At 69.8% G+C, this 23,820-nt stretch carries 20 protein-coding genes and 1 tRNA gene; 12 read left to right on the plus strand and 9 right to left on the minus strand.

Annotated features, from left to right (window positions below; translation table 11 throughout):
* Nucleotides 1-233: 233 nt before the first annotated feature.
* Both JNUCC0626_RS25465 and JNUCC0626_RS25470 read left to right on the plus strand, forming a co-directional pair.
* Nucleotides 234-307: transfer RNA gene (locus JNUCC0626_RS25465), tRNA-Lys, on the plus strand.
* Nucleotides 308-432: 125 nt separating this feature from the next.
* Nucleotides 433-1,206 carry a maleylpyruvate isomerase family mycothiol-dependent enzyme gene (locus tag JNUCC0626_RS25470; protein ID WP_394613285.1) on the plus strand — a complete coding sequence of 258 codons (774 nt, stop codon included), beginning with the start codon at nt 433-435 and terminating at the stop codon, nt 1,204-1,206.
* Nucleotides 1,207-1,215: 9 nt separating this feature from the next.
* Here JNUCC0626_RS25470 and JNUCC0626_RS25475 read toward each other — a convergent pair whose 3' ends face one another.
* From JNUCC0626_RS25475 to JNUCC0626_RS25485, 3 genes are all read right to left on the minus strand, one after another.
* On the minus strand, nt 1,216-1,617 hold the full coding sequence (locus tag JNUCC0626_RS25475; protein ID WP_394613286.1) for a nuclear transport factor 2 family protein: 402 nt from the start codon (nt 1,615-1,617) through the stop codon (nt 1,216-1,218).
* Nucleotides 1,618-1,682: 65 nt separating this feature from the next.
* A complete protein-coding gene (locus JNUCC0626_RS25480; RefSeq protein WP_394613287.1) occupies nt 1,683-2,636 on the minus strand; it encodes a helix-turn-helix transcriptional regulator in 954 nt (317 codons plus the stop codon).
* A 79-nt stretch (nt 2,637-2,715) separates the two neighbouring features.
* A complete protein-coding gene (locus JNUCC0626_RS25485) occupies nt 2,716-3,822 on the minus strand; it encodes a hypothetical protein (protein ID WP_394613288.1) in 1,107 nt (368 codons plus the stop codon).
* Between the two features lie 236 nt (nt 3,823-4,058).
* On the opposite strand from JNUCC0626_RS25485, the gene JNUCC0626_RS25490 reads away from it, so the two are divergent.
* A complete protein-coding gene (locus JNUCC0626_RS25490; RefSeq protein ID WP_394622094.1) occupies nt 4,059-4,976 on the plus strand; it encodes an NADP-dependent oxidoreductase in 918 nt (305 codons plus the stop codon).
* A 47-nt stretch (nt 4,977-5,023) separates the two neighbouring features.
* Here the strand turns inward: JNUCC0626_RS25490 and JNUCC0626_RS25495 are convergent, their stop codons facing one another.
* The 3 genes from JNUCC0626_RS25495 to JNUCC0626_RS25505 form a co-directional block, all read right to left on the minus strand.
* A complete protein-coding gene (locus tag JNUCC0626_RS25495; protein ID WP_394613289.1) occupies nt 5,024-5,464 on the minus strand; it encodes a hypothetical protein in 441 nt (146 codons plus the stop codon).
* A 25-nt stretch (nt 5,465-5,489) separates the two neighbouring features.
* A complete protein-coding gene (locus tag JNUCC0626_RS25500) occupies nt 5,490-6,386 on the minus strand; it encodes a S1 family peptidase (RefSeq protein ID WP_394613290.1) in 897 nt (298 codons plus the stop codon).
* 64 nt (nt 6,387-6,450) lie between these two features.
* Nucleotides 6,451-9,420: an AfsR/SARP family transcriptional regulator gene (locus tag JNUCC0626_RS25505; RefSeq protein WP_394613291.1), complete on the minus strand. Its 2,970-nt coding sequence runs from the start codon at nt 9,418-9,420 to the stop codon at nt 6,451-6,453.
* Between the two features lie 362 nt (nt 9,421-9,782).
* Between JNUCC0626_RS25505 and JNUCC0626_RS25510 the strand changes: the two genes are divergently transcribed.
* The gene (locus JNUCC0626_RS25510; protein WP_394613292.1) at nt 9,783-12,056 is read left to right on the plus strand and encodes a cellulose binding domain-containing protein; all 2,274 of its coding nucleotides are present in this window, start codon (nt 9,783-9,785) and stop codon (nt 12,054-12,056) included.
* The gene (locus JNUCC0626_RS25515) at nt 12,056-13,726 is read left to right on the plus strand and encodes a cellulose binding domain-containing protein (protein ID WP_394613293.1); all 1,671 of its coding nucleotides are present in this window, start codon (nt 12,056-12,058) and stop codon (nt 13,724-13,726) included. The genes JNUCC0626_RS25510 and JNUCC0626_RS25515 overlap by 1 nt, the downstream gene beginning before the upstream one ends.
* Before the next feature lie 68 nt (nt 13,727-13,794).
* On the opposite strand, the gene JNUCC0626_RS25520 is transcribed toward JNUCC0626_RS25515, so the two are convergent.
* Complete coding sequence (locus tag JNUCC0626_RS25520) at nt 13,795-14,175, minus strand: VOC family protein (RefSeq protein WP_394613294.1); 381 nt, start codon at nt 14,173-14,175, stop codon at nt 13,795-13,797.
* 104 nt (nt 14,176-14,279) lie between these two features.
* Here JNUCC0626_RS25520 and JNUCC0626_RS25525 point away from each other — a divergent pair, with 104 nt between their 5' ends.
* Nucleotides 14,280-14,948: a class I SAM-dependent methyltransferase gene (locus JNUCC0626_RS25525; RefSeq protein ID WP_394622095.1), complete on the plus strand. Its 669-nt coding sequence runs from the start codon at nt 14,280-14,282 to the stop codon at nt 14,946-14,948.
* A 12-nt stretch (nt 14,949-14,960) separates the two neighbouring features.
* Here JNUCC0626_RS25525 and JNUCC0626_RS25530 read toward each other — a convergent pair whose 3' ends face one another.
* The gene (locus JNUCC0626_RS25530) at nt 14,961-15,536 is read right to left on the minus strand and encodes a TIGR03086 family metal-binding protein (RefSeq protein WP_394613295.1); all 576 of its coding nucleotides are present in this window, start codon (nt 15,534-15,536) and stop codon (nt 14,961-14,963) included.
* A 46-nt stretch (nt 15,537-15,582) separates the two neighbouring features.
* Here JNUCC0626_RS25530 and JNUCC0626_RS25535 point away from each other — a divergent pair, with 46 nt between their 5' ends.
* Complete coding sequence (locus JNUCC0626_RS25535) at nt 15,583-16,023, plus strand: MarR family winged helix-turn-helix transcriptional regulator (RefSeq protein WP_394613296.1); 441 nt, start codon at nt 15,583-15,585, stop codon at nt 16,021-16,023.
* Between the two features lie 13 nt (nt 16,024-16,036).
* Nucleotides 16,037-17,260 carry an amidohydrolase gene (locus JNUCC0626_RS25540; RefSeq protein ID WP_394613297.1) on the plus strand — a complete coding sequence of 408 codons (1,224 nt, stop codon included), beginning with the start codon at nt 16,037-16,039 and terminating at the stop codon, nt 17,258-17,260.
* 126 nt (nt 17,261-17,386) lie between these two features.
* Here the strand turns inward: JNUCC0626_RS25540 and JNUCC0626_RS25545 are convergent, their stop codons facing one another.
* On the minus strand, nt 17,387-18,013 hold the full coding sequence (locus tag JNUCC0626_RS25545; RefSeq protein WP_394613298.1) for a TetR/AcrR family transcriptional regulator: 627 nt from the start codon (nt 18,011-18,013) through the stop codon (nt 17,387-17,389).
* A 102-nt stretch (nt 18,014-18,115) separates the two neighbouring features.
* Between JNUCC0626_RS25545 and JNUCC0626_RS25550 the strand changes: the two genes are divergently transcribed.
* The 4 genes from JNUCC0626_RS25550 to JNUCC0626_RS25565 all read left to right on the plus strand — a co-directional run bounded on the left by JNUCC0626_RS25550 (nt 18,116) and on the right by JNUCC0626_RS25565 (nt 23,735).
* Nucleotides 18,116-19,600, plus strand: a complete 1,485-nt coding sequence (locus JNUCC0626_RS25550) for a flavin-containing monooxygenase (RefSeq protein WP_394613299.1) — start codon at nt 18,116-18,118, stop codon at nt 19,598-19,600.
* Complete coding sequence (locus JNUCC0626_RS25555) at nt 19,597-20,445, plus strand: patatin-like phospholipase family protein (protein ID WP_394613300.1); 849 nt, start codon at nt 19,597-19,599, stop codon at nt 20,443-20,445. Before JNUCC0626_RS25550 ends, JNUCC0626_RS25555 begins: the two co-directional genes overlap by 4 nt.
* Nucleotides 20,442-21,284: an SDR family oxidoreductase gene (locus tag JNUCC0626_RS25560; protein ID WP_394613301.1), complete on the plus strand. Its 843-nt coding sequence runs from the start codon at nt 20,442-20,444 to the stop codon at nt 21,282-21,284. Before JNUCC0626_RS25555 ends, JNUCC0626_RS25560 begins: the two co-directional genes overlap by 4 nt.
* Nucleotides 21,285-21,470: 186 nt before the next feature.
* A complete protein-coding gene (locus JNUCC0626_RS25565) occupies nt 21,471-23,735 on the plus strand; it encodes a M4 family metallopeptidase (protein WP_394613302.1) in 2,265 nt (754 codons plus the stop codon).
* Nucleotides 23,736-23,820 lie beyond the last annotated feature (85 nt).

Raw genomic sequence — 23,820 nt, forward strand, 5'->3', positions numbered from 1 at the left:
CGACGTACTTCCGATCTGCTTGTCGCCCGCTCCCGAGACTGCCTGCACGAAGTCGTTTTGGCGTCCCCCGACTAGGTGACGACACGGGATGGGCCGAAGTTGCGCGAGTGGCCGGATCGTTACGTGGCCGATGCACCCGCCAAACCTGCGCTGACCAGCCGATTGGGAGCGCGCTGAGGCGCTGTGCTAACGTTCTTCACGTCGGAACGAGCAAGCCTCCGGCACACAAACAAGCGCCGCTAGCTCAGTTGGTTAGAGCAGCTGACTCTTAATCAGCGGGTCCGGGGTTCGAGTCCCTGGCGGCGTACTCCAGAGAAGCAGGTAGAGATTCGTCTCTACCTGCTTCTCTGCTTTTCCGGCTCACCCGAATTCTCCGTTTCGTGGTTCTGGTTCAGAGGAACAGATCCGCGGGTCGCGGAGTTGGGGGCTGGTATGAGTCAACTCGTCGACCGCACGATCGCCGCCCTGCGTGCCGAGCACGACGTGCTCGCCGGTCTCGTCCGCACCTTCACCGACGAGCAGCTGGCGCTCACCAGTGGCGCCTCGGAGTGGACCGTCGCCCAAGCCCTGTCGCATCTCGGCAGCGGTGCGGAGATCGGCCGCGCGCCGATCGCCAGGGCCGCCGGCGAGGACGTGACGGCCGAGGACAACCAGACGATCTGGGCCCGCTGGGACGCGGCCACGCCGCGCGCGCAGGCCGAGGGCTTCCTGGAGCACAACGCTCACTGGCTCGACGTGGTCGAGGCGCTCACGCCCGAACAGCGCTCGTCGCTGACCGTCGACCTCGGGTTCCTGCCGGAGCCGGTGCCGCTGCTGACCGCGCTGGGCATGCGGCTCAACGAGGTGGCCAACCACTCGTGGGACGTGCGCGTGGCGTTCGACGCGCACGCCGGAGTGCACGCCGACTCGGCCGCCGTGCTCGTCGACCTGCTGGACGGGCCGATGGGGTTCCTGCTGGGCTTCTTCGCGAAGCCGGCCGAGCTCTCGGCTCCCGTGTCCGTCGCGATTCCCGGTGGCGGTCTGGTGATCGACGACGCGGTCGCCGTGGTGGACCACCTCGAGGCGCCCTCGGCGACGTTCGACGGGCCGCAGGAGGCGTTCGTCCGTCTGATCAGCGGCCGTCTCAAGGCACCTCACGACAACGGCGTCACCGTCGAGGGCGCTGTCACGCTCGACGACCTGCGGCGTGTGTTTCCCGGTTTCTGACGGACAAGGTCAGGGTGCGGCCGGCGGGAGGTCCATGATGCCGGTGGCCTGCGACCAGACGCAGCGCCACGTGCCGTCGGCGTTGGTGTAGACGTCGGTGTGCCAGGCCTCGTGTCGTGGGATGTCCGCGCCGTGGACGGTGAGTTCGATGACGCAGCGGTAGCGGAGGACGACGACGTCGGTGCCGACGACGGCGTCGACGTCGCCGATCAACGCCAGCTCCCGGTAGGCGACCCGCCCGGTGTCGAGGAGGTCCAGGTACTCGGCCTTCGTCCACACGGTGCCGGTCGGGTTGCACAACCGGTACTCCTCGGCGTGCAGGCGGTCGTAGGTGCCGCGGTCGACGTCGAGGAGACATCGGATTCGGTCCTGCTCGGCCTTGATCACCTGGCTGGCCACGTCGTCGGTCATGCCCGCTCCTGTTCCGCTGCGATCCGCCGGCCACCCAGCTTGCCGCAACAGCGCTTTCCGGCCGGTCAGAGCCAGCCCTGCCGGGACGCCTGCACGCCGAGCTGGAACCTGGTCTGCGCGCCCAGGACCTCCTGCAACCGGCTGATCCGCCGGGCGATGGTCCGTTCGCTGACGCCGAGTTCGCGGGCGATGGCCTCGTCGGTCAGGCCGGCCGACAGGTAGGTCAGCAGCTGCCTGGTCTCGCGCTGCGGGGTGCCGCTCGCCTCGGTGCTGTTGGTGATCGGCACGGCCATGCGCCAGAACGCCTCGAAGAAGCCCACCAGGCCGGACAGGAACGGCGAGTCGTGCACGACCACCGCGGCGATGTGCGGCTTGCCCGCCGTCTGCGCGCGGGCGGTCACCAGGGCCCAGCGGTCGTCGACGATCGCCACGTTCATCGGCACGTGCGGGAAGACCCTGGCCTGTTCGCCGGCGGCGACGCACCGTCGCACCATGTCGAGGGATTCGGCGTCGTGCAACACGTGGGCGCCGTAGATGACCTGATAGCTGACGCCGCGGGCGAGGGCGTCGAAGAGGCCGTCGACGATCTTGTGGTCCTCGGTCGAGAGGTTGCCCAGGGTCATGGCCCTGACCTGGTTCCTGGCGTCGGCCTGGATGCTGTCGAGGACGGCCCTGCCCGCTTCGGCGGACGGCAGCAGTTCGAAGTCGGTGCGGCCCGCGACTCCTCGCGCCCACAGCTGGGACAGCAGTTCCGCGCTCTGCCTCGCCAGGGCGGCTTCCTGGGTGTGGCGGTCGGCCAACGTCTCCATGGCGAGCCTCGGCGGCGCGGGGATGATCGTTCCCTCGGTGTGCTCCACCAGCCCGATCTCGGACAGTTCGGCCAGGGCCGCGGTCAGCTCCTCGTCAGTGAATCGCAGCCGCGCGGCGAGGTCGGCCGGGGTGCACGCGCCCGCCTCGACGAGGTCGAGGTACGTCTGCTCCGCTGCCGCCGAAAGACCGAGGGCCTGCAGGGGCTGCATGGAGCACTTTGTACCACCGGGATCGTCCCAACAGGACCCCAAAGCAGGCCGGGGACGCGTCCCCGGCCTGCTTCAGCACTCAGAGTCCCTCGGTCGTGCCCGGAGCGTCCGGCGCGACCAGCAGCGGGAGCTGCTTTTCGAACAGCCGCGCGAGGAACAGCGTCGGCATGACGTGGCCCTGCTTGCGGGCGCCGTCGGCGACGCCGTAGCCCCACTCGGCGGCGCGCACCCGCTGGTTCGGGGTGCCGTGGTGCGCCGGTGCGTCGAACTTGCAGTCGCCGAGCTGGGAGAACACCTGGACGAACCGCTGCACGCGCTTCCACTGCATGTTCGCGCCGCGGGCGTGGGTGAGGTAGTACGCGGCGAACCCGTCCGCCATCAGTTCGGTGCGCCTGCTCGCCTCGGGGCCGGTCAGGTCGGTGGTGAACAGGTTCCGCTGGTACTGCACGTGGTGGGCGTACTCGTGCGCCAGGATCGCCTGCGGTGCGACGTCGCTCAGGCCGACCGCCTGGAAGCCCGCGAGGACACCGTCGCCCAGGACGATCTGCGGCGGCAGCTTGCCCACGCCCGGGATCTCCGCGGTGTCGAGGGCGAAGGCGTTGAACGTGAAGGCCGGGTGCCGGCCGTGGTCGAACCTGTCGACGTCGACGAGCTGCACGACGTTGGCGGCGAGGCCCGCCGAGGTCGCCGCGTCGAAGCCGAAGCCGACGGTGAAGACCCTGGTGAGGCGCGCGGTGTCGAGGAGCATCGTGCTGCGCAGCGCCCGGAGGCGGATCTGGCGCGGGTCGACGTCCCAGAACTTCCCGAGGTCGCGGAACGTCTTGGTGATCTGGTGCGTGAACGGGCCGAACGTGCTGCTCGCCTCGTCCGGGAACAGGACGGTGTCGAGCAGCGGCAGCTGGGAGACGAAGTCGACGAGGCCCTGGTCGGTCGGCGCCCAGTCGCTCTTCTGCGCGGCGAGCCAGTCCCGCAACGGCGTCGAGGTCGAGCACACGTAGTCGGCCGGGTCGATCGCCTCGGCACCGAGCCGCTGCACGAGTTCGTCAGCCTGTGCCACCACCGACGCCGGGATGCCCGCGAACGACGACTCGGCGGGCGCGGCCTGGGCCCCGGCCGGTACCGCCGCCAGTCCGAGGGCCAGCGTCGTGGCGGCCACCGCGAGCCGCCGCGCAATGGACGTTCTCATCGTTCTCCTCAGGGCTGTGGGGGCGGGGTGCGGCCAGTATCGGCAGCGCACAGCGGCGAAATCGAGGCCTCGCGCTGACGGAAAGCGGCATGGCACCAACACGCCAACGCCCTGCGGTGAGCCGGACTGGTTCCCGTTCCCGGACCTCAAGTGGTCCCAGATCCCGGACCGGAACGGGGTTAGTTTTGGAGTCACATCGGCACGCGGTGCCGCTCACTCCGACCGAGGACGACGACATGCTGGCCATCACCGTTCAGGACAAGGGTGCCGGTCCCGCCGGGCTCACCCTGACCGACCGCCCCCACCCGCACGCCGCGGAGAACGACGTCGTCGTGCGGGTGCACGCGGCCGGGTTCACGCCCGGCGAACTGGAGTGGCCGGGCACCTGGACCGATCGGGCGGGCCGCGACCGGACGCCCAGCGTGCCCGGCCACGAGCTGTCCGGCGTCGTGACGGAACTCGGCTACGGCACCACCGGTCTCACCGTCGGGCAACGGGTGTTCGGGCTCGCCGACTGGACCCGCGACGGCTCGCTCGCCGAGTTCACCGCCGTCGAGGCCCGCAACCTCGCCCCGCTGCCCGCGGACGTCGACCACACCGTCGGCGCCGCCCTGCCGATCTCCGGACTCACGGCCTGGCAGGCGTTGTTCGACCACGCCCGGATCCAGAGTGGACAGACGGTGCTGATCCACGGCGCGGCGGGCGGGGTGGGGTCGATCGCCGTGCAACTCGCGCGCCGGGCCGGAGCGCACGTCGTCGGCACGGGCCGGGCACACCACCGCGACCTGGCGTTGAGCTTGGGCGCCAACGCTTTCGTCGACCTCGACACCGAACGGCTGGAGGACGCGGGCGAGGTCGACGCGGTGCTGGACGTGTTCGGCGGCGAAGTCCTCGAACGCTCCGCCGCTCTCGTGCGCGCGGGCGGCACGCTGGTCACCATCGCCGAGCCCACCGAGGCGCGGCCCCGCGACGGCCGCACGATCTTCTTCGTGGTCGAGGCGGACCGGCGGCAGTTGACCGAACTCGTTCAGCTCGTCCGCGAGGGCAGCCTGCGGGTGCTCGTCGGGGAGAGGTATCCGTTGGCGGAGGCGGTGACCGCGTTCACCGCGAAACACCGCGGCGGCAAGCCGATCATCGTGGTCGACGGGCACTGACGGCCGTGCGGGCGGACCGAGAACCTCGGTCCGCCCCGGTCACGAGGTCAGCACTTCCAGAAGTTGTACCAGTTGCGGCCCGGCTCGTAGCTCGTGCAGAAGAGCCCGCTGCCGTTCACCCACACCTTGAGCAACCGGTATCCGGAGCTCGGCTGGAAGTAGAAGCTGTCGATCTTGTCGGCACGGCCGTTGGTCAGGGGACGCCATCCTCCACTGCCCGGCCAGATGTGGATGACGACCCGGTCGCTCCTGACCGCGAACACCTCGTCCCCCAGACGGTCGAGGTTGTAGTCCCCCACCGCCGCGGCGGGAGGACCGCACTTGATCGCGACCCGGTACCCCCAGGCAGTGGCGAAGCAGCCGTCTTCGGACTCCGTGACGGACACCGCGGACTCGTTCTGCACAGGCGCGGCCTGTGCCGCCGGAGCACCGACCACAAGTGCCGCGAAGGCGCTCGCCGCGATGAGGGTTTTCCAGAGTGTGCGCATGGGATTCCTCCTTGAAAGAGCGGGCTCAGTAGACGTTGACGCCGTGCCGGGCGAGCACTCGCGGCAGCTTCATGACGTAGGTGTTGGCGCCCGTGGGCAACGGGCACTGGCCGGGACCGCCGGAGTGCAGACCCAGTCCGGCCGTGCCGTGCCAGACCGGTCCGCCGCTGTCGCCGGGCTGCGCGCAGGCGCTCGACGCGATGAGATCGTGCAGCCTGGTGCCGTCGCGGTAGGTGACGGTCGCGTGGAGGTCCTTGACCAGGCCGCACTTCAGGTGGGTGGTCTTGCCGCTGCGGCAGACCTTCTCGCCGAGCTTGGCCTCGCGGGAGGTGGTGATGTCCTGGTAGCGGCCGTCCCACAGGTCGGCACGGCCGTACTTGAGAATCGAGGTGCCGTTGTACTTGACCACGGCGTAGTCGTCGGTGCCGTACTTCGCGACGATCACCGTGCCGATCGGGTTTCCGTCCTTGTCGCGGACGACGTCGCCGACGTGACCGCAGTGCCCCGCGGTCAGGAAGTAGAACGTGCCCGCGGGACTGACCGTGTTGAACCCGAGCGAGCAGGGCGAGTTGCCGACGAGGATCTCGTTGCCACCGTTGATCTCGCTCGCGGCAGGCAGGAGCTCGTCGTCCACCCGCACGACCTGGACGGCGTCGCCGTAGCGCTTGAGGCGTTCGGTGAACTCGGCCAGCTGAGTGCCGGTGACGTTGTTGTAGTAGGTCACGAGCACGCGGCCGGCCTCGTGGTCGACGTGCCACGCGGTGCCGGGCACCAGCAGCTCCGGGTCGTCGTCCAGCGACGCCTTGACCTCGGCGAGCTGGGTGGCGCTGAACGTCTGTTCAGCTGCCGCGGTGGTGTAGCTCGCGGTCAGCGTCGCGGCAGCCGCCGTGACCGCGATGAGCAGCTTGAGGGCTCTCGCCATCGTCGTCCTCCCCTGTGTGACCAGGTCCTTTCCTGGTCACGGGGGCGAACCTAGGCCGGTCCTCTCACAGGTCTCTAACAACGAGGTGCGGCGGCAACCGCAGGCTCTCCGGGCGCAGGCCGAGTTCGGCCAGCGCCTGCTCGGTTTCCTCGCGGTAGCGCGTCGCAGCGGCAGCGTCACCCATGGCGTCGTGGGCGATGTGCAGCCGGGCGAGGGTTCGTGCCGCTTCCACGGCGGAGTCCAGACTTCGCCACGTCCTGAGCGACCCGAGCGCCACCTCGGCCGCCTCACGCCAGCGGCCGCGTGCCGCCAGCAGGTCGAAGCGCTGACGCACGGCCGTGGCGAGCAGGTAGTCGTAGTGCAGTTCCTCGCCTGCCCGTTCGGACGCCTCGACGTACCGCTCGGCGGCGCCCCAGTCCCGACGCTGGACGGCGACCTGCGCCAGCACGACCTGGGCGAACGCGACACCCACGTCGTCACCGATGGCAGTGGTGACGTCGAACATCTCCGACGCCGCCGCCTCGGCTTCGACGAGTTGACCGCTCTCGACCAGCGCGGTGCCGTGACTGTGGAGTTTGAGCGCGAGCTCACGGGTCGGGCCCGCGTCCCGCCCCAGCGCGACGGCCTCCGCGGTGTGCGGCACCGCCGAGCTGGGACGGCCCAGGTCGACGAGCGCGTTCGCGAGTCCTCCCAGGCAACTCGCGAGCAGCGCCGGGTCCACTTCGGACGCTCGGGCGCAGCGCACCGCCTGGTCGAGCCAGCCCATCGCGGCGTCGAGCCTGCCCGCCAGCCGTTCCGCGCGGCCCGCCTGCCACAACGCCATCGCCTCGGCCTCGGCGTCGTCGAAGTGCCGGGCGAGTTTCAGGTGCTCGGCGGCGATGCCGGGCAGCTCGGTGAGCAGGTCGAGCTGGCTGCACGACTCGTAGAACGCGGGCAGCAGCCGCAGCAGCAACCGGTCGTCACCGCGGACGTGATCGGTGACCCGCCGCAGCAGTTCCTCGCGCTGGAGGTCGTAGGAGTGCACCGTGTAGAAGCCCGACAGGCACAGGACGAGGTGCCCGGCGAGGTCGGTGGCGTCGAGGTTCAGCGCCGTCCCGACCGCTGCCTCGAGGCCGAGTCGCTCGATCTCGAACCACTCCGCCGCCATGTCCGCGTCGAGGTCCGGTCCGGACGGAGGTGGCGGCGGGGCACCGAGTTCGGCGGCGTACGTCGTGCCGTGCGGGACCAGTTCGTCGGCGGCGGACGCCAGCGCGAGCCAGCCGGACACCATCCGGGTCGTGGCCCGGTCGCACGCCTCGGCGCCGTCCTCGGCGAGAGCGCGCTCACGGGCGAAGTCGGCCACCAGGTCGTGCAGCCGGTAGCGGTGCTGTCCCAGGCCGTCCTGCCCGGCCGGTTCGACGAGATGCGCCTCCACCAGCAGGTCGAACTCCTCCGCCGACGGCCGGCCGAGCAGTTCGTCGGCCACCCAGCGCGGCCAGTCGGGCGCGGTGACGAGGCCGAGGACGCGCAGCAGCTGCCGGGCGTCCGCGGGCAGCGGGCGGTAGCCCAGCGAGATGCTCGCCCGCACGTCGAGATCGCCGACCACGAGTTCGTCCAACCTGGACCGTTCGTCGGCCAGCCTGGCCCGGAACTCGCCCAGCCCGGCGTCCTCGGTGAGCGTGAGCCGGGCGGCCGCGATGCACACGGCGAGCGGGAGGTGCCCGCAGAGGCGGACGAGCTCGCGGGCCGCCTCCGGTTCGGCCGCGATGCGCTCAGGCCCGGCGATCCTGGCGAGCAGCGCGACCGCGTCGGCCTCGGCGAGCAACGGCACCGGGTACCGGTCCGAGTCGAGCAACGCTCCGAGCTGCCGCCGTGATGTCACCACGCTCGCGCACCGTCCGGTGCCCGGCAGCAGCGGGCGCACCTGCTGCTCGCTCGCCGCGTCGTCCAGCACCAGCAGCACGGCGAGATCGGCGAGCCGGCTCCGGTACAGCGCGGTCCGTTCGGCGCGGTCCGACGGGAGTTCGGTGCCGTCCACGCCCAACGCGCGCAGCACGGTACCGGTGACGGCGTGCGGATCGGCGTGGTCGGCGTGCGCGCCGCGGAGGTCGACGAACACCTGCCCGTCCGGGAACCGCCGGGACAGCTCGTGGCCCGCCGCGACGGCCACCGCGGTCTTGCCGATCCCGCCCGCGCCGACCAGGACGACGACCGGAGGCGAGTCCTCCGAGCTGCTCAGGGACCGCACGACACCGGCGAGCAGCACCTCCCGGCCGGTCAGTCGCGCGGTCCTGGGCGGGAGCTGGCGCGGCCGCCGGGCCGGTGCGCGCAGGGGCACGGGCACCTCGTCCTGGAGGATGCGCAGTTCGAGGTCGCGCAACGCCCGGCCCGGTCCGATGCCCAGTTCCTCGGCGAATTGACGACTCAACTCGCGATAGGCCTCCAACGCCTCGACTTTGCGGCCGACGGCGGCGAGCGCGAGCAACCGGATCTCGTGCAGGCGTTCCCGGAAGGGGTTTTCGGAAATGGCGTCGACGACTTCGCGCACAATCGCGTCGAAATCGCCGAGGCGCACCATCACTTCCAACCGGGCCTGGACGGCGGCTGCCTTTTCCTCCTGCAGAACCTGCCTCAACCCCTCGGCCCAGTCGCCGGGAACGTCGGCCAGCGCGGTACCCCGCCACAGGCGCAGCGCGGTGGTCAGCGCGGCGACCGCGTGCCGGTCGTCTCCGCTGGTCGCGGCGGCCTCCACGCCCTGACGGAACTCCACGAGGTCGAGCCGGTGCCCGGTCAGGTCGAGCTCGTAGCCGGCGGGGCGAGTGACGATCAGACCCGCCGGGCAAGCATTGCGCACCGCGCTTATCGCGTTGTGCAGCTGAGCCTTGGCCGATTCGGGCGGATCAGACCAAACGACGTCCGCCAACCGCGTCACCGGCACCGGACGGCCGTCGTTGACGAGCAACACGGCGAGCAGCAGTCGTTGTCTACCGCTGAGCGGGGCGGATCCCGCGGGCCGGCCGTCGTCGAACGGACCGAGGATTCCGAAGTCGGCCATCGCACACCCCCGTGCGAACTTAACCGACCCGCGGGACCGGCGAAGCACGATCGCCGGCCTCGGCGCACCCCGTCGAGCCACACCGGACCGGGAAGAGTCCCGGTAAGAAGTTCGTTTCGGCCCGCACGCCTATTCTCGCGGACTTTGAATCGACTTCTGCAAACGATGCCACTTCCCTAATTCACATATCTGACTTTTCACATCCTCGAACGTTTTTCACGAATTTGGACACAGGTATTGACCAGCACTCTGTTCATTATTAACAATTCCACCCCGCAGTGTGAGCCGCCACACACGCATCCGTCGTCGACCAGTTCATGGAGGCATGTGTGTCCCGAAATCCAGGCTTACGACGAGCAGCCGTGCTCGGTGTCGTGGGCACACTCGCCGCGGCGGGCATCGTCGTGCTGGTCAACGCGGCCGGCGCGGCTCCCGGTGCCGGTGCGCTCACCAACCTCGACACGTCGTCGGGCAACCGGCGGGCCGCGGTCAGCGGGCTCTACGACTGGAGCAAGGCCGGTTACCGGGGTGGTCAGAACCTGCCCGGCGCGGGTGACGTCAACCCCAGCGCGGCCTGTCAGATCACCGCCGCGGAGCTGGCGAGCCAGTTCAACGTGCGGCCGAACGACGGCGCGGACGACTCCGCCGGTCTGCAGGCGGCCATCGACTCGATCAGGACCACCTGCTCGCCGTCCGCGAGCTACACCAAACTCAGCCTGATCACGCTGCCGGCCGGTGAGCTGGCCGTGTCGCGCGAGCTGCACGTGGACGCCGACTACCTGATCGTCCGCGGTGCCGGCAAGGACGCCACGAAGATCACGTACCGGCCGGACGCGAACACGCTCTACGACGCCCTCACGCCGGACGGGTCCGACTGGGACGAGGACGGCATGGTCTCCGGCGCGGGCAAGGGCGGCTGGCTGTGGCCGGGCCGCGGCCTGTTCCGGGTGCAGTCGCGCGGGGTCGACCCGAGCTACGCGAGCGACTACGCGGCGGCGCCGGAGAACCGCAAGGACATCTTCGAGGGCACCGTGAACGTGCACTGGAAGGTCGGCGCGAAGGTCGCCACGGCCGCGAAGATCGGTGACCGCACGATCGCCGTCGCGTCCGCCGGCAAGATCAAGGTCGGCGAGTTCGTGAACGTCCGCGCGGCCAACTCGGTCAAGTTCTACGAGCAGCAGCAGGCGACCGGCACCGAGTGGCCGATGCTGAACATGCACATGCGGCAGCAGATCTTCACGGTCACGGCCGTCTCCGGCAACACGGTCACGCTCGACAAGCCGCTCGAGTTCGACGTCCCGGTCACCTCCGTCTCGGACGGCTCGGCGCCGATCGCCGGTGCCCCGTACGACTCGAAGGTCTCGCCGCTGGTCGACCCCGTCGTCGGCGTCGGCTTCGAGGACTTCGGCTTCACGCAGGCGATGCCGGGCCTCAACCAGGCCGACTCGATCAACAACTACGGCAACATGGCGCCCGCCGCCGAGATGCACGGCATCGTCTTCAAGTGGGCCGCCAACTCGTGGGTCAAGGGCATCCGCGCCGACATGACCGGGTCGCACCCGATCGTCACCGAGGAGGCCAAGAACCTCCAGATCGTGAACAACGAGCTCGACGGTTCGTGGAACAAGGGCAAGGGCGGCAACGGTTACTTCCGCGGCTCCCGCGTGTGGGACTCGCTGTACGCCGGCAACACGTCGCGCAACCTGCGCCACTTCACGTTCCAGTGGTCCGCCTCGGGCAACGTCGTGATCGGCAACGACTTCGACTCCGACCTCAACCTGCACGGCGGCTGGGAGCGCAACAACCTCTTCGAGCTCAACACCGTCCGCGTCCCGTACGCGCACCGCTCGGCCAACTGCCGCGCCAACTGCGGTGAGGAGGGCGGCGGCGGTCCCGACAACTCCAACTGGTTCCCGATCTGGTGGGGTGCGGGCAAGAAGGCCGTGAAGTGGTCCGGCGCGTCCGGTCCCCGCAACGTCTTCTTCAACAACCAGATGACCAAGCAGACCGCGACCGGTGGCCCGTTCAACGACTACTACGCAGACCGGTCGCGCATCTACCAGTTCGGCTGGAACGGCACGGCCTACCAGCACCTGGACGTCAACGGCACGCCGATCACCGACTGGGCGTCGAACGAGCAGCGCGACTTCACCAACGGCCACGGCATCGACGCCACCAAGACCGACTCGCGGGCGTCGCTGTTCCTGAACTCGGTCAACGGCACCCCGCCGACCAACACCACGACGTCCACGACCACCAGCACGACGACGACCACCACGACCACCACCACTACGACCACGACGACGACCAACCCGCCGACGGGGTCGTGCCTCACCGCGAAGGTCACCCAGACCTCGGTGTGGAACGGCGGCTACGGCGCCGACGTCACGCTGACCAACGCCTGCGCCACCGCGACGAACGGCTGGACGGTCGAGTTCGACCTGCCGTCGGGCACGAAGGTCAGCAGCTCGTGGAGCTCGGTCCGGACGAACTCGGGCCAGCACTACAAGTTCACCAACGCGAGCTTCAACGGCTCCATCAAGGCGGGCGCCACGGCGAAGTTCGGCTTCAACGCCTCGGGCTCCGGTCTCCCGACCGGCTGCACCGTCAACGGCAACTCCTGCGGAGGCAACTGATGCGCGGCATGAGAGCACTCACGCTGGGCGCGATCGCCGCGACAGCAGCGGCATTGCTGAGCGCCGCACCGGCACAGGCCGCGGCCGTGCTGAAGGCGACGATCACGCAGACCTCGGTGTGGAACAGCGGCTACGGCGCGGACGTCACGATCACCAACACCGGTGACACCGCCAGCACGGGCTGGACGCTCGAGTTCGACCTCCCGTCCGGTACGACGATCTCCAGTTCCTGGAGTTCGGTCAGGACCTCGACGGGTCAGCACCACAAGTTCACGAACGCGAGCTTCAACGGCAGCATCAAACCGGGCGCGTCAGCGAAGTTCGGCTTCAACGCGGCGGGCGGCAGCCTCCCGACGAACTGCACGGTCAACGGTGCGTCGTGCGGTGGTGGCGGCAACCCCCCGGCGGACACGCAGGCCCCGACCGTCCCTTCCGGACTGAGGTCGACCGGCGTGACGTCGGGCTCGGTGTCACTCGCCTGGACCGCCTCCACGGACAACGTCGGCGTCACCGGGTACGAGGTGCTGCAGGGCGGCGCGGTCGCCGCGACCGTCACCGGCACGTCGGCCACGGTCACCGGCCTCTCCCCCGCGACCGCGTACTCGTTCTCGGTACGCGCCACCGACGCGGCGGGCAACAAGTCGGCGGCGAGCACGGCCGTGAACGCCACCACCAGCCCGGGCAGCGGCGGCGGCACCACCGTCAACGTCTCCACGGCGGCGGAACTCCAGTCCGCGCTGGCCGGTGCCCAGGCGGGTCAGACGATCAAGCTCGCGGCGGGCACATATCGCGGTTCGTTCCTCGCCAACGGCAAGGCGGGCACGTCGTCGCAGCCGATCACGTTGAGCGGCCCGGCGAACGCCGTGCTGATCAACGACGGCCCGACCGGCGAGGCCCCGTCCTGCCCCGCGCCCACCGCGGGCTGGGACTCGGGTTACGGCCTGTGGCTCTTCAACTCCCCGTACTGGAACCTCACCGGGTTCACCGTGCAGGAGTCGAAGAAGGGCATCGTGCTCGACAACTCGCACCACACCACGATCGACTCCGTGTCGGTGCACCACCTCGACGAGGAAGCGGTCCACTTCCGGCGTTCGTCGGGTGACAGCGTGATCCGCAACTCGACCATCACCGACACCGGTCTCGTGCAGCCCGGCTACGGCGAGGGCGTGTACCTCGGTTCCGCGAACTCCAACTGGGCCTGCCACGGCAACAGCGGCGGCATCGACCGCAGCGACCGGATCCAGGTGCTGAACAACCGGATCGGCCCGAACGTCGCGGCCGAGGCGATCGACGTCAAGGAAGGCACCTACGACGGCATCATCCGGGGCAACACCTTCAACGGCACCGGGATCACCGGCCAGAACTCGGCCGACTCCTGGGTCGACGTGAAGGGCATCAACTACCTGATCGAGGACAACACCGGCACGTTCCGCAGCCCCGGCACGTTCGCCAACGGCTACGAGACGCACAACACCAGCACCACGCCGAGCCTGCCCAACGGCTGCGGCAACGTCTGGCGCAACAACCGTTCCGACCTCGGTGGTGTCGGTCAGTACGCGATCAACATCACCTCGGTGTCGAAGTGCACGGCGCAGCCGAACGTCGTCTACGCCTCCAACACCGCGACCGGTGCGGTGAAGGGCCTGACGAACGCCAAGGTCACTCCGTAACCACCCCTGCGCGGCCGATGCCCGGCGGACGCCGTCCCGCCGGGCATCGGCCGTTTCCCCAGCTCTGCTCAGTTCTGTTCCGCGACGAGCCAGCACAGGCAGAACGGGTGACCGGCCGGGTCCGCGTACACCTGGAAGTCGTCGCCGGACTCGTTTCCGCGAGCGGGCTTGAGCACTGTCGCGCCCAGCGCCATGACCTGCTCGTGCGCCTCGGCGAAGTTCTCGACCCACAGGTCGAAGTGGATCTGCTGCTTGACCGGCCCGTCCGGCCACGTCGGCGGGGTGTGGTCGGGCGCGTGCTGCACGCCGATCCTCGGTTCGCCGCCGACCATCACCATGTGCCAGTCGCCGTCCTCCTCGACCGTGCCGCCCAGCACCCCGGCCCAGAAGTGACTCTCCGCACCGAGATCTGCGGCGTCGAACGTGACAACCTGGAATTTGATGCGCATCACCGCATCCTGCCAAGGATCTTCTGGGGGCACCGATGGAACGAGCGCTTTACGACGAGATCGGCACCGGGTACGCACTGGGCCGCCGGACCGATCCGCGCTGGATGTCCGAAATCCTCAGGGCTTTGGGCACGGCGGAGACGATCGCCGACATCGGCGCGGGCACCGGGTCGTACGAACCGGAAGGCCGCACGATCATCGCGGTCGAACCGTCCGGAGAGATGATCAGGCAACGGCCGCCGGACGCGTGCCCCGCCGTGCGAGCGGTCGCGGAGTCGTTGCCGCTCAAGGACAACGCGGTCGACGCCGCCCTGGCCGTGCTGACCGTCCACCACTGGACGGACTGGCGTGGCGGCCTCGCCGAACTGCGCCGGATCGCGCCGGTGCGGGTGGTCCTCGCCTACGACACGAGCCTGCACGCGGACTTCTGGTTCGTGCGCGAGTACGTGCCGGAGATCGCCGACCTGGAACGGACTCGGCCGTCCGCCGACGACATCGCTCACGAACTGGGCGCGGTGAGCGTGACGCCGCTGCCGGTGCCGTGGGACTTCACCGACGGCGTGTTCCCGGCTCACTGGCGCCGCCCGGAGGCCTACCTCGATCCACGGGTGCGCGCGGCGTGTTCCGCGTTGGCGCAGACGGATCCCCAGGTCGTCGACCGCGGCATCGGCCGGCTGCGCGAGGACCTGTGCAGCGGCCGATGGCACGCCGATCACGCCGACCTGCTGGAACTCGACGCGTGGGACGCGGGGTTCCGGCTGATCGTCGGCTAGGCCCTGTCCTGGTCAGGACCACTCCGGCGCACGCCCCAGCGCGGCCAGGATCCGATGCAGCGGGTCGTCGTCGTTCGAGGTCACGGCGGGCGCGAACGGTGCGCCCGGCTCTCCGCGGCCGGCGTCCGGCACCGACAGGGCGATGCGCAGCGCGGGCTCGGCCAGTTCCGGGGCCAGCCGGTAGTCGAGGCCGAGCGAGCGCGCGACGTCCCAGCCGTGCACGACGTAGTCGATGAAGTGGAACCCGACGGCCTGGAGCGCCGGGAAGCTCGCGCCGAACTCCGGCAGGTCGAACACCCGTTGCGGCACTTCGGGTTCCGCGAACGCCGCGAGCAGGTCCGCCGCCGCCTCGACGTGCTCGGCCACGGTCGCGGGCCTGACTTCCCAGACCGTGAGGTCGTTGCCGTTTCCCCTTGCCGCAGCAGCGAAACCGCGGTGCTGCGTGGTCATGTGGGCGAGCAGGTCGGCGAGTGTCCACTCGGCACACGGGGTGCGGTTGCCCAGGTCGTCGGCGGACGCCTTGGACACGAGCTCGACGCTGGTCTCCACGGCGGTGCGGTGGAGCTTGAGCAGGTCATTGATAAGCATGTGCTTACGATAAGCATGCGCATACGATCTGCGCAAGGTCGCTATCATGCGCACTGTGGACGGCCGGCGACGTGACCTCGCGGCGATGATCGCGCCGCTGCAACGCGCGCTGGTCGCCGCCGAGCAGCCGGTGCTGCGCGCGCACGCCCTGAGCATGTGGGGCTACGTCGTGCTGGACGCGCTCGAAGGCCAGCCGGTGCGCACCCAGGTCGCGCTCGCCGAGGTCATCGGCGCCGACAAGAGCCGGATCATCAGCGTGCTGGACGAACTGGAGAACGAGGGCCTGCTGGAACGCACGCGCGATCCGGCGGACCGGCGGGCCCGGCTCGTGAGCATCACCGCCGAGGGGCGCCGCCGGCACGGCGAGGTCCAGGCCGAGATCCAGCGCGGCGAGGAACGCCTGCTCGCGCGGCTGGCCCCGGCCGACCGGGAGACACTGCTGCGCACGTTGGCGTTGCTCGCCGACGAGGCGCAGAAGCAGGACTGAGGAGGGAAGCCCCGTGCCCGACCTGCACGCGCTCTACCGCGACCTGCACGCACACCCCGAGTTGTCGTGGCAGGAGTTCCGCACGGCCGGAGTGCTCGCGGATGCCCTGCGGCCGTTGGGGTACGAGGTCACGACCGAGATCGCCGGCACGGGCGTGGTCGGCGTGCTGCGCAACGGCGAGGGCCCGACGGTCATGCTGCGCGCGGACATCGACGCGTTGCCCGTGCTGGAGGCGACCGGACTTCCTTACGCCTCAACTGTCCGTGCGACCACTTCGGACGGTGCGGACGTGCCAGTCGCGCACGCGTGCGGCCACGACATGCACGCCACCTGCCTGATCGGGGCGGCCGAACGGCTGGCTACCACCCGTGACGAGTGGTCGGGAACGCTGCTCGTGGTGTTCCAGCCCGCCGAGGAGCTCGGTCAGGGCGCGCGGGCGATGGTCGACGCGGGGCTGTTCGACCGGTTCGGCACGCCGGAAGTCGTGTTGGCACAGCACGTCAGCCCGTTGCCCGCCGGGATGATCGCGCACGGCAGCGGACCGGTGATGGCGGCCTCCGACTCGGTGCGGGTGACGCTGCACGGGCGCGGCGGTCACGGTTCGGCGCCCGAGACGGCGATCGATCCGGTGCTGATGGCGGCGCATTGCGTGGTGCGGCTGCAGGGCATCGTGTCCCGCGAGATCGCGCCGTCCGAACGGGCCGTCGTCACGGTCGGGCGACTCCAGGCGGGCACCAAGGAGAACGTCATCCCGGACACGGCCGAGATCGGCGTGAACATCCGGTCGTTCAACGAGCACGTCCGCGGCATCGTGAAGGCCGCCGTGGAACGGATCGTGCGGGCCGAGGCCGCCGCGTCCGGTGCGCCGCGCGAGCCCGAGTTCGACTGGTACGACGGCACTCCCGTGCTGGTGTCCGATCCGGACGCCACCACGAGGACGATGGCCGCGTTCGCCGAGCACTTCGGCAAGAACAACCTGATCCCCGGCGCGGTGGTGAACGCGAGCGAGGACGTCGGCGTGTTCGGTGCGGCGGCGGGCGTGCCGACGGTGTTCTGGTTCCTCGGCGGCACGGACTTCAGCAAGCGCGAACCCGGTCAGCCCGTCGCGATGAACCACGCCCCCGAGTACGCGCCGGACCTCGAACCGACGCTCACCACCGGGATGGACGCCCTGGTCGTGGCCGCGCGGACCTGGCTGGGCCAGGCCGTGTCCCGAAAGTTCGTCGGGCGACAGTAGCGGGCGAGGGCCCCGGAGACGGTGCCGCCGCGATACCCGAATACGCCCGGTATGAGGGCACCGCGGCGGCACCGTCTCCGGGTCTCTCGCCCGCGCCTGTCACCGAACGAACTTTCGGGACACGGCCTAACGCGCGGCGATGCCGTCGTACATGACCCTTCTGAGCGCTTCGCTCTGCGCCGCCTGGGCATCCGGCGTGCGCAGCGACGAGATCGCGGTGCCGAGGATCATGCCGTTGATGGCCCGCGAGGTGTTGTCGACGTCGAGGTCCGCGCGCAGGTAGCCGAGCTCCACGCCGTGCGTGAGGTACGCGGCCGTGAGCGAGGCGGCCAGGTCGAACAGGTCGAGGATGCGTTCGGCCATCGCGCGGTCGATGCCGGGCGCCTCGAACAGCAGCAGGCGCGGCACCCTCGGGTCCTCGCCGAAGATCTTGCCGAGCGACTCGCCGATGCGCGCCGACTGCTCGCGATACTCGGCCAGCGTCGACACGGCGTCCGGGGCGTTCTCGGCGGTGAGGGCGCCGGTGACGCGGCCGACCAGGTCGTCCACCACGTGGTCGACGATGTCCCGCTTGTTCTGGAAGTAGCGGTAGAAGGTGCCGTGCCCGATGCCGAGCCGCGCGGCCACGTCGGCGATGCCCGTGGCGTGGTAGCCGCGGTCCGCGAAGCAGTCGAAGGCCGCGTCGATGATCTCGCGGCGCAACTCCTGCTTCTTGCGCTCGGCGCGGCTGACGGGCTCGGCACTGGACGTCATGGCTCCGAGTCTATGACCTGCGCGCTCTTGTGATCATGCGGCGAACTGACATACGGTTCCGAAACTGACACGCGATTCCGTTTCAGGGTTCGGGAGGCAGCGATGCACGACGCGGTGATCGTCGGCGCGGGGTTCGGCGGCATGGGCGCGGCGATCGAGCTCAGGCGGCTCGGGTTCGACGACCTGCTGATCCTGGAGCGGGAGGACGACCTCGGCGGCACGTGGCACGTGAACCGCTACCCGGGACTCGCCGTCGACATCCCGTCCGCGACCTACTCGTACTCGTTCGAGCCGAATCCACACTGGTCACGGCTGTTCGCGCCGGGTTCCGAACTCAAGCGGTACGCCGAGCACGTGGCGGTGAAGTACGGGCTGCGGCCGTCGATGCGGTTCGGGGTGACGGTGACTTCGGCGCACTGGCGCGGAGACCACTGGGAGGTCGTCGCCGGGGAGTCGGTGTTCACCGCGCGGTACCTGGTGACGGCGACGGGGTTTCTGTCGATGCCGAAGATGCCGGACATCCCCGGCGTTTCGTCGTTTGAGGGTCGAGTGGTGCACACGGCGGCGTGGGAGCCCGTCGACCTGACCGGCAAGCGGGTGGCGATCATCGGCACCGGCGCGACCGCGGTGCAGCTGATCCCCGAACTGGCACGCCAGGCGTCGGAGTTGACGGTCTTCCAGCGCACGCCGATCTGGGTGAGCCCGAAGCCGGACTACCCGATTCCTCCTGCCGTGCGCACGTTGTTCGCACGGCTGCCGTTCGCGCAACGGGCCGTGCGGTGGATCGGCAACGCGGTCCTGGAGCTGATGATGATCTCCGGGGTCGTCCGCTACAAGCAGCTGCGGGTGGTGAACCGGCTGGCCGAGCGGTGGTGTCTCCGGCATCTGCACCGGCAGGTCCGGGATCCGTTGCTGCGTCGCAAGCTCACGCCCGACTACTCGTTCGGCTGCAAGCGCCCGACGTTCTCGAACGACTACTTCCGCACGTTCACCCGGCCGCACGTGCGCCTGGAAACCGATGGCGTGGAACGGATCGACGCGCGCGGCCTGGTGACTTCCGGTGGTCGAACCGATGTCGACGTGCTCGTGCTGGCCACCGGCTTCAACCTGTGGGACACCAACTTCCCGGCGTTCGAGGTGATCGGCCGCGACGGCAGGGACCTCGGCGCGTGGTGGCGACAGAACCGCTTCCAGGCCTACGAGGGCGTGACGGTGCCGGGGTTCCCGAACTACCTGTCGCTCAACAGCCCGTACTCCTACAGCGGTCTGTCGTACTTCACGACGATCGAGTGCCAGATGACGCACATCCGCCGCCTGATCACGGGGATGCGTTCGCGTGGTTCGTCCGTTTTCGAGGTCACACAACGCGCGAACGACGAGTTCCTCGACCGGATGCGGTCGAAGGTCACGCAGAACACCGTGTTCTCGCTCGGCCAGTGCGCCACGGCCCACAGCTACTACTTCAACCAGCACGGCGAGGCGACGCTGCTGCGGCCGACCTCGACCGTGAGCGCGCACCGGGCGGCGGGCTGCTTCCCGTTGTCGGACTACGACTTCACCCCTGTGCGCACGGCGACCCCGGCATGACCCGGCGCGGTCTCGCGATCGGCTGCGGTGGCACGCTCGGGTTCGCGTGGACGGCCATCGCGTTGCAGGCCGTGGAACAGGACCTGAGCTGGGACGCCCGGACGGCCTCGGTGCTCGTGGGCACCTCGGCGGGGGCGGAGATGGTGGCACTGCTGGGTTCCGGGCGTTCAGTCACCGACGTCGTGCACGCGCTCGGCTCCCCCGGTCCCGGCATCCGGCCACCGTTGCCCCGTCTGCGGTGGCCGGCGCTGGGGTTGCTCGGCCGCCGCGACCTCGATCCGTTGGGACGGCTCGCCGGACTGCTGCCGGAAGGGGGCGGTGACGCCACCTGGCTGCGCGAGTTCGGGGCGCGGCTCGCCGGTCCGAACGGCTGGGTCGAGCACCCCGCCACCTGGATCGTCGCCGCGGACGCCCGGACCGGTGAGCGCGTCGCGTTCGGTTCCCCTGGTGCGCCGAGGGTTCCGCTCGGAGAGGCGATCGCGGCCTCGTGGGCGATCCCCGGCTGGTTCCCGCCGGTCTCCCTGGCCGGACGCCGGTTCGTGGACGGCGGCACCGTCTCGTCCGTCTCCGCCGACCTGGTCGCTCCGCTCGAACTGGACGAACTCGTCGTCGTGGCACCGATGACGAGCCGCGACCCCGTTCCGGCCCGCGGACTCACGCGGCTGGAACGGGTGCTGCGGCGCCGGATGACCCGCGGGCTCGACCGCGAACTCAGGACGGTGGCAGGCACTCGGGTGATCCGCGTCGAACCCGACCAGGCCGCGCTCGCCGCGATGGGCTTCAACTTCATGGACCACCGCCGTCTGCCCGCCACGATCACCGCTGCCCGAGGAGTCCTCTCATGACCCGCTACCCGGCGATCGACCTGCGCGGTGCGACCGTGGCCGTCACCGGTGGCGCGCAGGGCATCGGCCGCGCCACCGCCACGGCGTTCGCGGCCAGGGGCGCCCGCGTCGTGATCGGTGACCTCGACCTGGACCAGGCACGGCGGACGGCGGCGTCCATCGGAGCGGTCGCGCACCCGCTCGACGTCACGGACCTGGTGTCGTTCAAGGCGTTCCTGGACGCGGCGGGCGAGGTCGACGTGCTCGTCAACAACGCGGGCATCATGCCCAACGGCGGGTTCCTCGACCTCGACGACCGCGTCGGCTGGGCCACCGTCGAGGTCAACCTGTTCGGGGTCGTGCACGGCCTGCGGCTGGCGTTGCCGGGAATGCTCGCGCGGGGCTGCGGGCACGTGGTCAACATCGCCTCGCTGGCGGGGAAGTTCCCGGTGCCGGGCCTCGCGATGTACAACGCCAGCAAGTTCGCCGTCGTCGGGCTGACCGCCGCCACCCGCCGCGAGTACGCCCGGCGCGGTGTCAGCGTGAGTGCGGTGCTGCCGTCGGCCGTCGACACCGCGCTGGCGTCCGGGCTCGACATGAAGCCGATCCCCAAGGTGACGCCGGAGGAGATCGCTCGTGCGGTGATCGGTTCGGTGGCGCACCGCAGGGCCGAGATCGCGGTCCCGCGCTACGTCGGCGCGCTGGCAACGCTTTCGGCTCTCACCCCGGAGCCCGTCCTCAACGCCGTGCGCCGGCTCGTCCGCGACGACCGCGCCCTGCTGCCGGACTCCGGCAAACGCGCCACCTATCGCGCACGGCTCAACGGGAACTTCTCCGGGCAAACCGACCATCAAGCCTGACAAAGGAATGCACGGACGCAAGTCCCACAAATGCGCACGAATGATTTGTGTGAATAAGTTAGTCCTTGTTAACGATCTCGCTGCGACTCATCCTTTCGTTGCCCTGACTGAACATTCACCTCGACGGACACCCGGCTCCCCCTGCAACCGAGGGCCGGGTCTGTTCGCCCTGCAACGAGGAGAAAAATGCAAGCGAGACGTTCTCTCGTGCTGGCCGCTGCGGGTTCACTCGTCGCCGCCGTGCTCAGCCCGCTCGGCAGCCCCGCCTCCGCCCAGCCCGTTCCGTCCGCCGAGGCGCTGGCCGTCGACGCGGCCGCGAGCCTCGTCGCGAACCGCCCGGCCGAACTGCACGCCGGCGCGGACGACGCGTTCGTGCGGCACGGCGTCATCTCGTCCACCAACGGCCTGAAGTACGTGCCGTACGACCGGACTTACAAGGGAATGCCGGTGGTGGGCGGCGACTTCGTCGTCGTCACGAACTCCACCGGCCAGGTCCTCCAGACCTCCGTCAGCCAGAACGCCACCATCAACCTGCCCGCGACCAAGGCTTCCGTCAGCAAGGCGCAGGCCGAGGCCACCGCCCGCACCACGATGTCCACTGTGGACGGCGTGGGCGCGGCCGAGCAGGTCGTCTACGCCCTCGACGCCGCACCGGCGCTGGCCTGGAAGGTCACCGTGACCGGCCGGGACGCGGAGGGCCCGAGCAAGCTCGACGTCGTCGTGGACGCGCTGAGCGGCAAGGTGCTGCGCAAGCAGGAACGCGTCATGCACGGCACCGGCACCAGCGGCTGGAACGGCCCGAACCCCGTCACCATCGCCACCACGCACTCCGGTTCGAACTACTCGCTCAAGGACCCGACGCTCACCAACGTGAGCTGCCAGGACGCGGCGAACAACACGACGTTCACCAAGACCACCGACACGTGGGGCAACGGCACCCAGACCAACCGCGAGACCGGCTGCGTCGACGTGCTGTTCGCCGCCCAGGCCGAAGCCAAGATGCTCTCGCAGTGGCTGGGGCGCAACGGTTTCGACGGCAACGGCGGCGGCTGGCCGATGCGGGTCGGCCTGAACGACCAGAACGCCTACTACGACGGCAGCCAGGTCCAGATCGGGCACAACAGCGCGGGCCAGTGGATCGGCTCGATCGACGTCGTCGCCCACGAACTCGGCCACGGCATCGACGACCACACGCCCGGCGGCATCTCCGGCGCGGGCACCCAGGAGTTCGTCGCGGACGTCTTCGGCGCCACCACCGAGTGGTTCGCGAACGAGCCGTCCCCCTACGACACGCCGGACTTCCTGGTCGGCGAGACGATCAACCTGGTTGGCCGCGGCCCGATCCGCAACATGTACAACCCGTCCGCGCTGAACCACGCGAACTGCTACTCGAGCTCCATCCCGAACACCGAGGTGCACGCGGCCGCCGGCCCCGGCAACCACTGGTTCTACCTGCTCTCGCAGGGCACCAACCCGACCAACGGCCAGCCGACCAGCACGACGTGCAACAACACGTCCGTCACGGGCCTGGGCGTCGAGAAGGCCATCAAGATCTTCTACAACGCCATGCTGCTCAAGACCTCCAGCAGCTCCTACCTGAAGTACCGCACCTGGACCCTCACCGCCGCCAAGAACCTCTACCCCGGCAGCTGCGCGGAGTTCAACACGGTCAAGGCCGCCTGGGACGCCATCAGCGTGCCCGCCCAGTCCGCCGACCCGACGTGCAACGCCACCGGCACCGTGACCGTCAGCAACCCGGGCAACCAGTCCACGGCCGTCGGCACCGCGGTCAGCCTCCCGCTGTCGGCCAGCGGCGGCACCGCCCCGTACACCTTCTCGGCCACGGGCCTGCCCGCCGGCCTCGCGGTGAACGGCAGCACCATCTCCGGCACCCCGACCACCGCCGCCACCTCGAACGTCACCGTGACGGCCACCGACAGCGCCGGCAAGACCGGCACCGCGTCGTTCTCCTGGACCGTCGGCTCCACCGGCGGCAACTGCTCGGGCCAGAAGCTGCTGAACCCGGGCTTCGAATCCGGCACCGCCTCCTGGACCGCCACCTCGGGCGTCATCGGCCAGCACAGCGCCGACGGCCAACCCGCCCGCACCGGCACGTGGTCGTCGTGGCTCAACGGCTACGGCTCCTCGCACACCGACTCGCTCTCCCAGTCGGTGACGATCCCCGCGGGCTGCAAGGCATCCCTGACCTTCTACGTCCACATCGACACCCGTGAGACCGGCAGCACCGTCTACGACAAGCTGACCGTGACGGCCGGAACCACCACGCTGTCCACGCTCTCCAACACCAACGCGGCCGCGGGCTACGCCCTGAAGACGGTCGACCTCTCGTCGTTCGCCGGCCAGACCGTCGCGCTGAAGTTCACCGGCGTCGAGGACGCGTCGCTCCAGACGTCGTTCGTGATCGACGACACTGCGGTGACCTTGAGCTGAGACTTCCAGTGCCGCGTCAGTCGGCCTTTGCCCCGTATTCGGTGATCAGACGGTCGCATCGTGGCGGCCTGCTGAGCATCGAAGA

This window comes from Lentzea sp. JNUCC 0626 (assembly GCF_043632865.1).
Classification (GTDB): domain Bacteria; phylum Actinomycetota; class Actinomycetes; order Mycobacteriales; family Pseudonocardiaceae; genus Lentzea.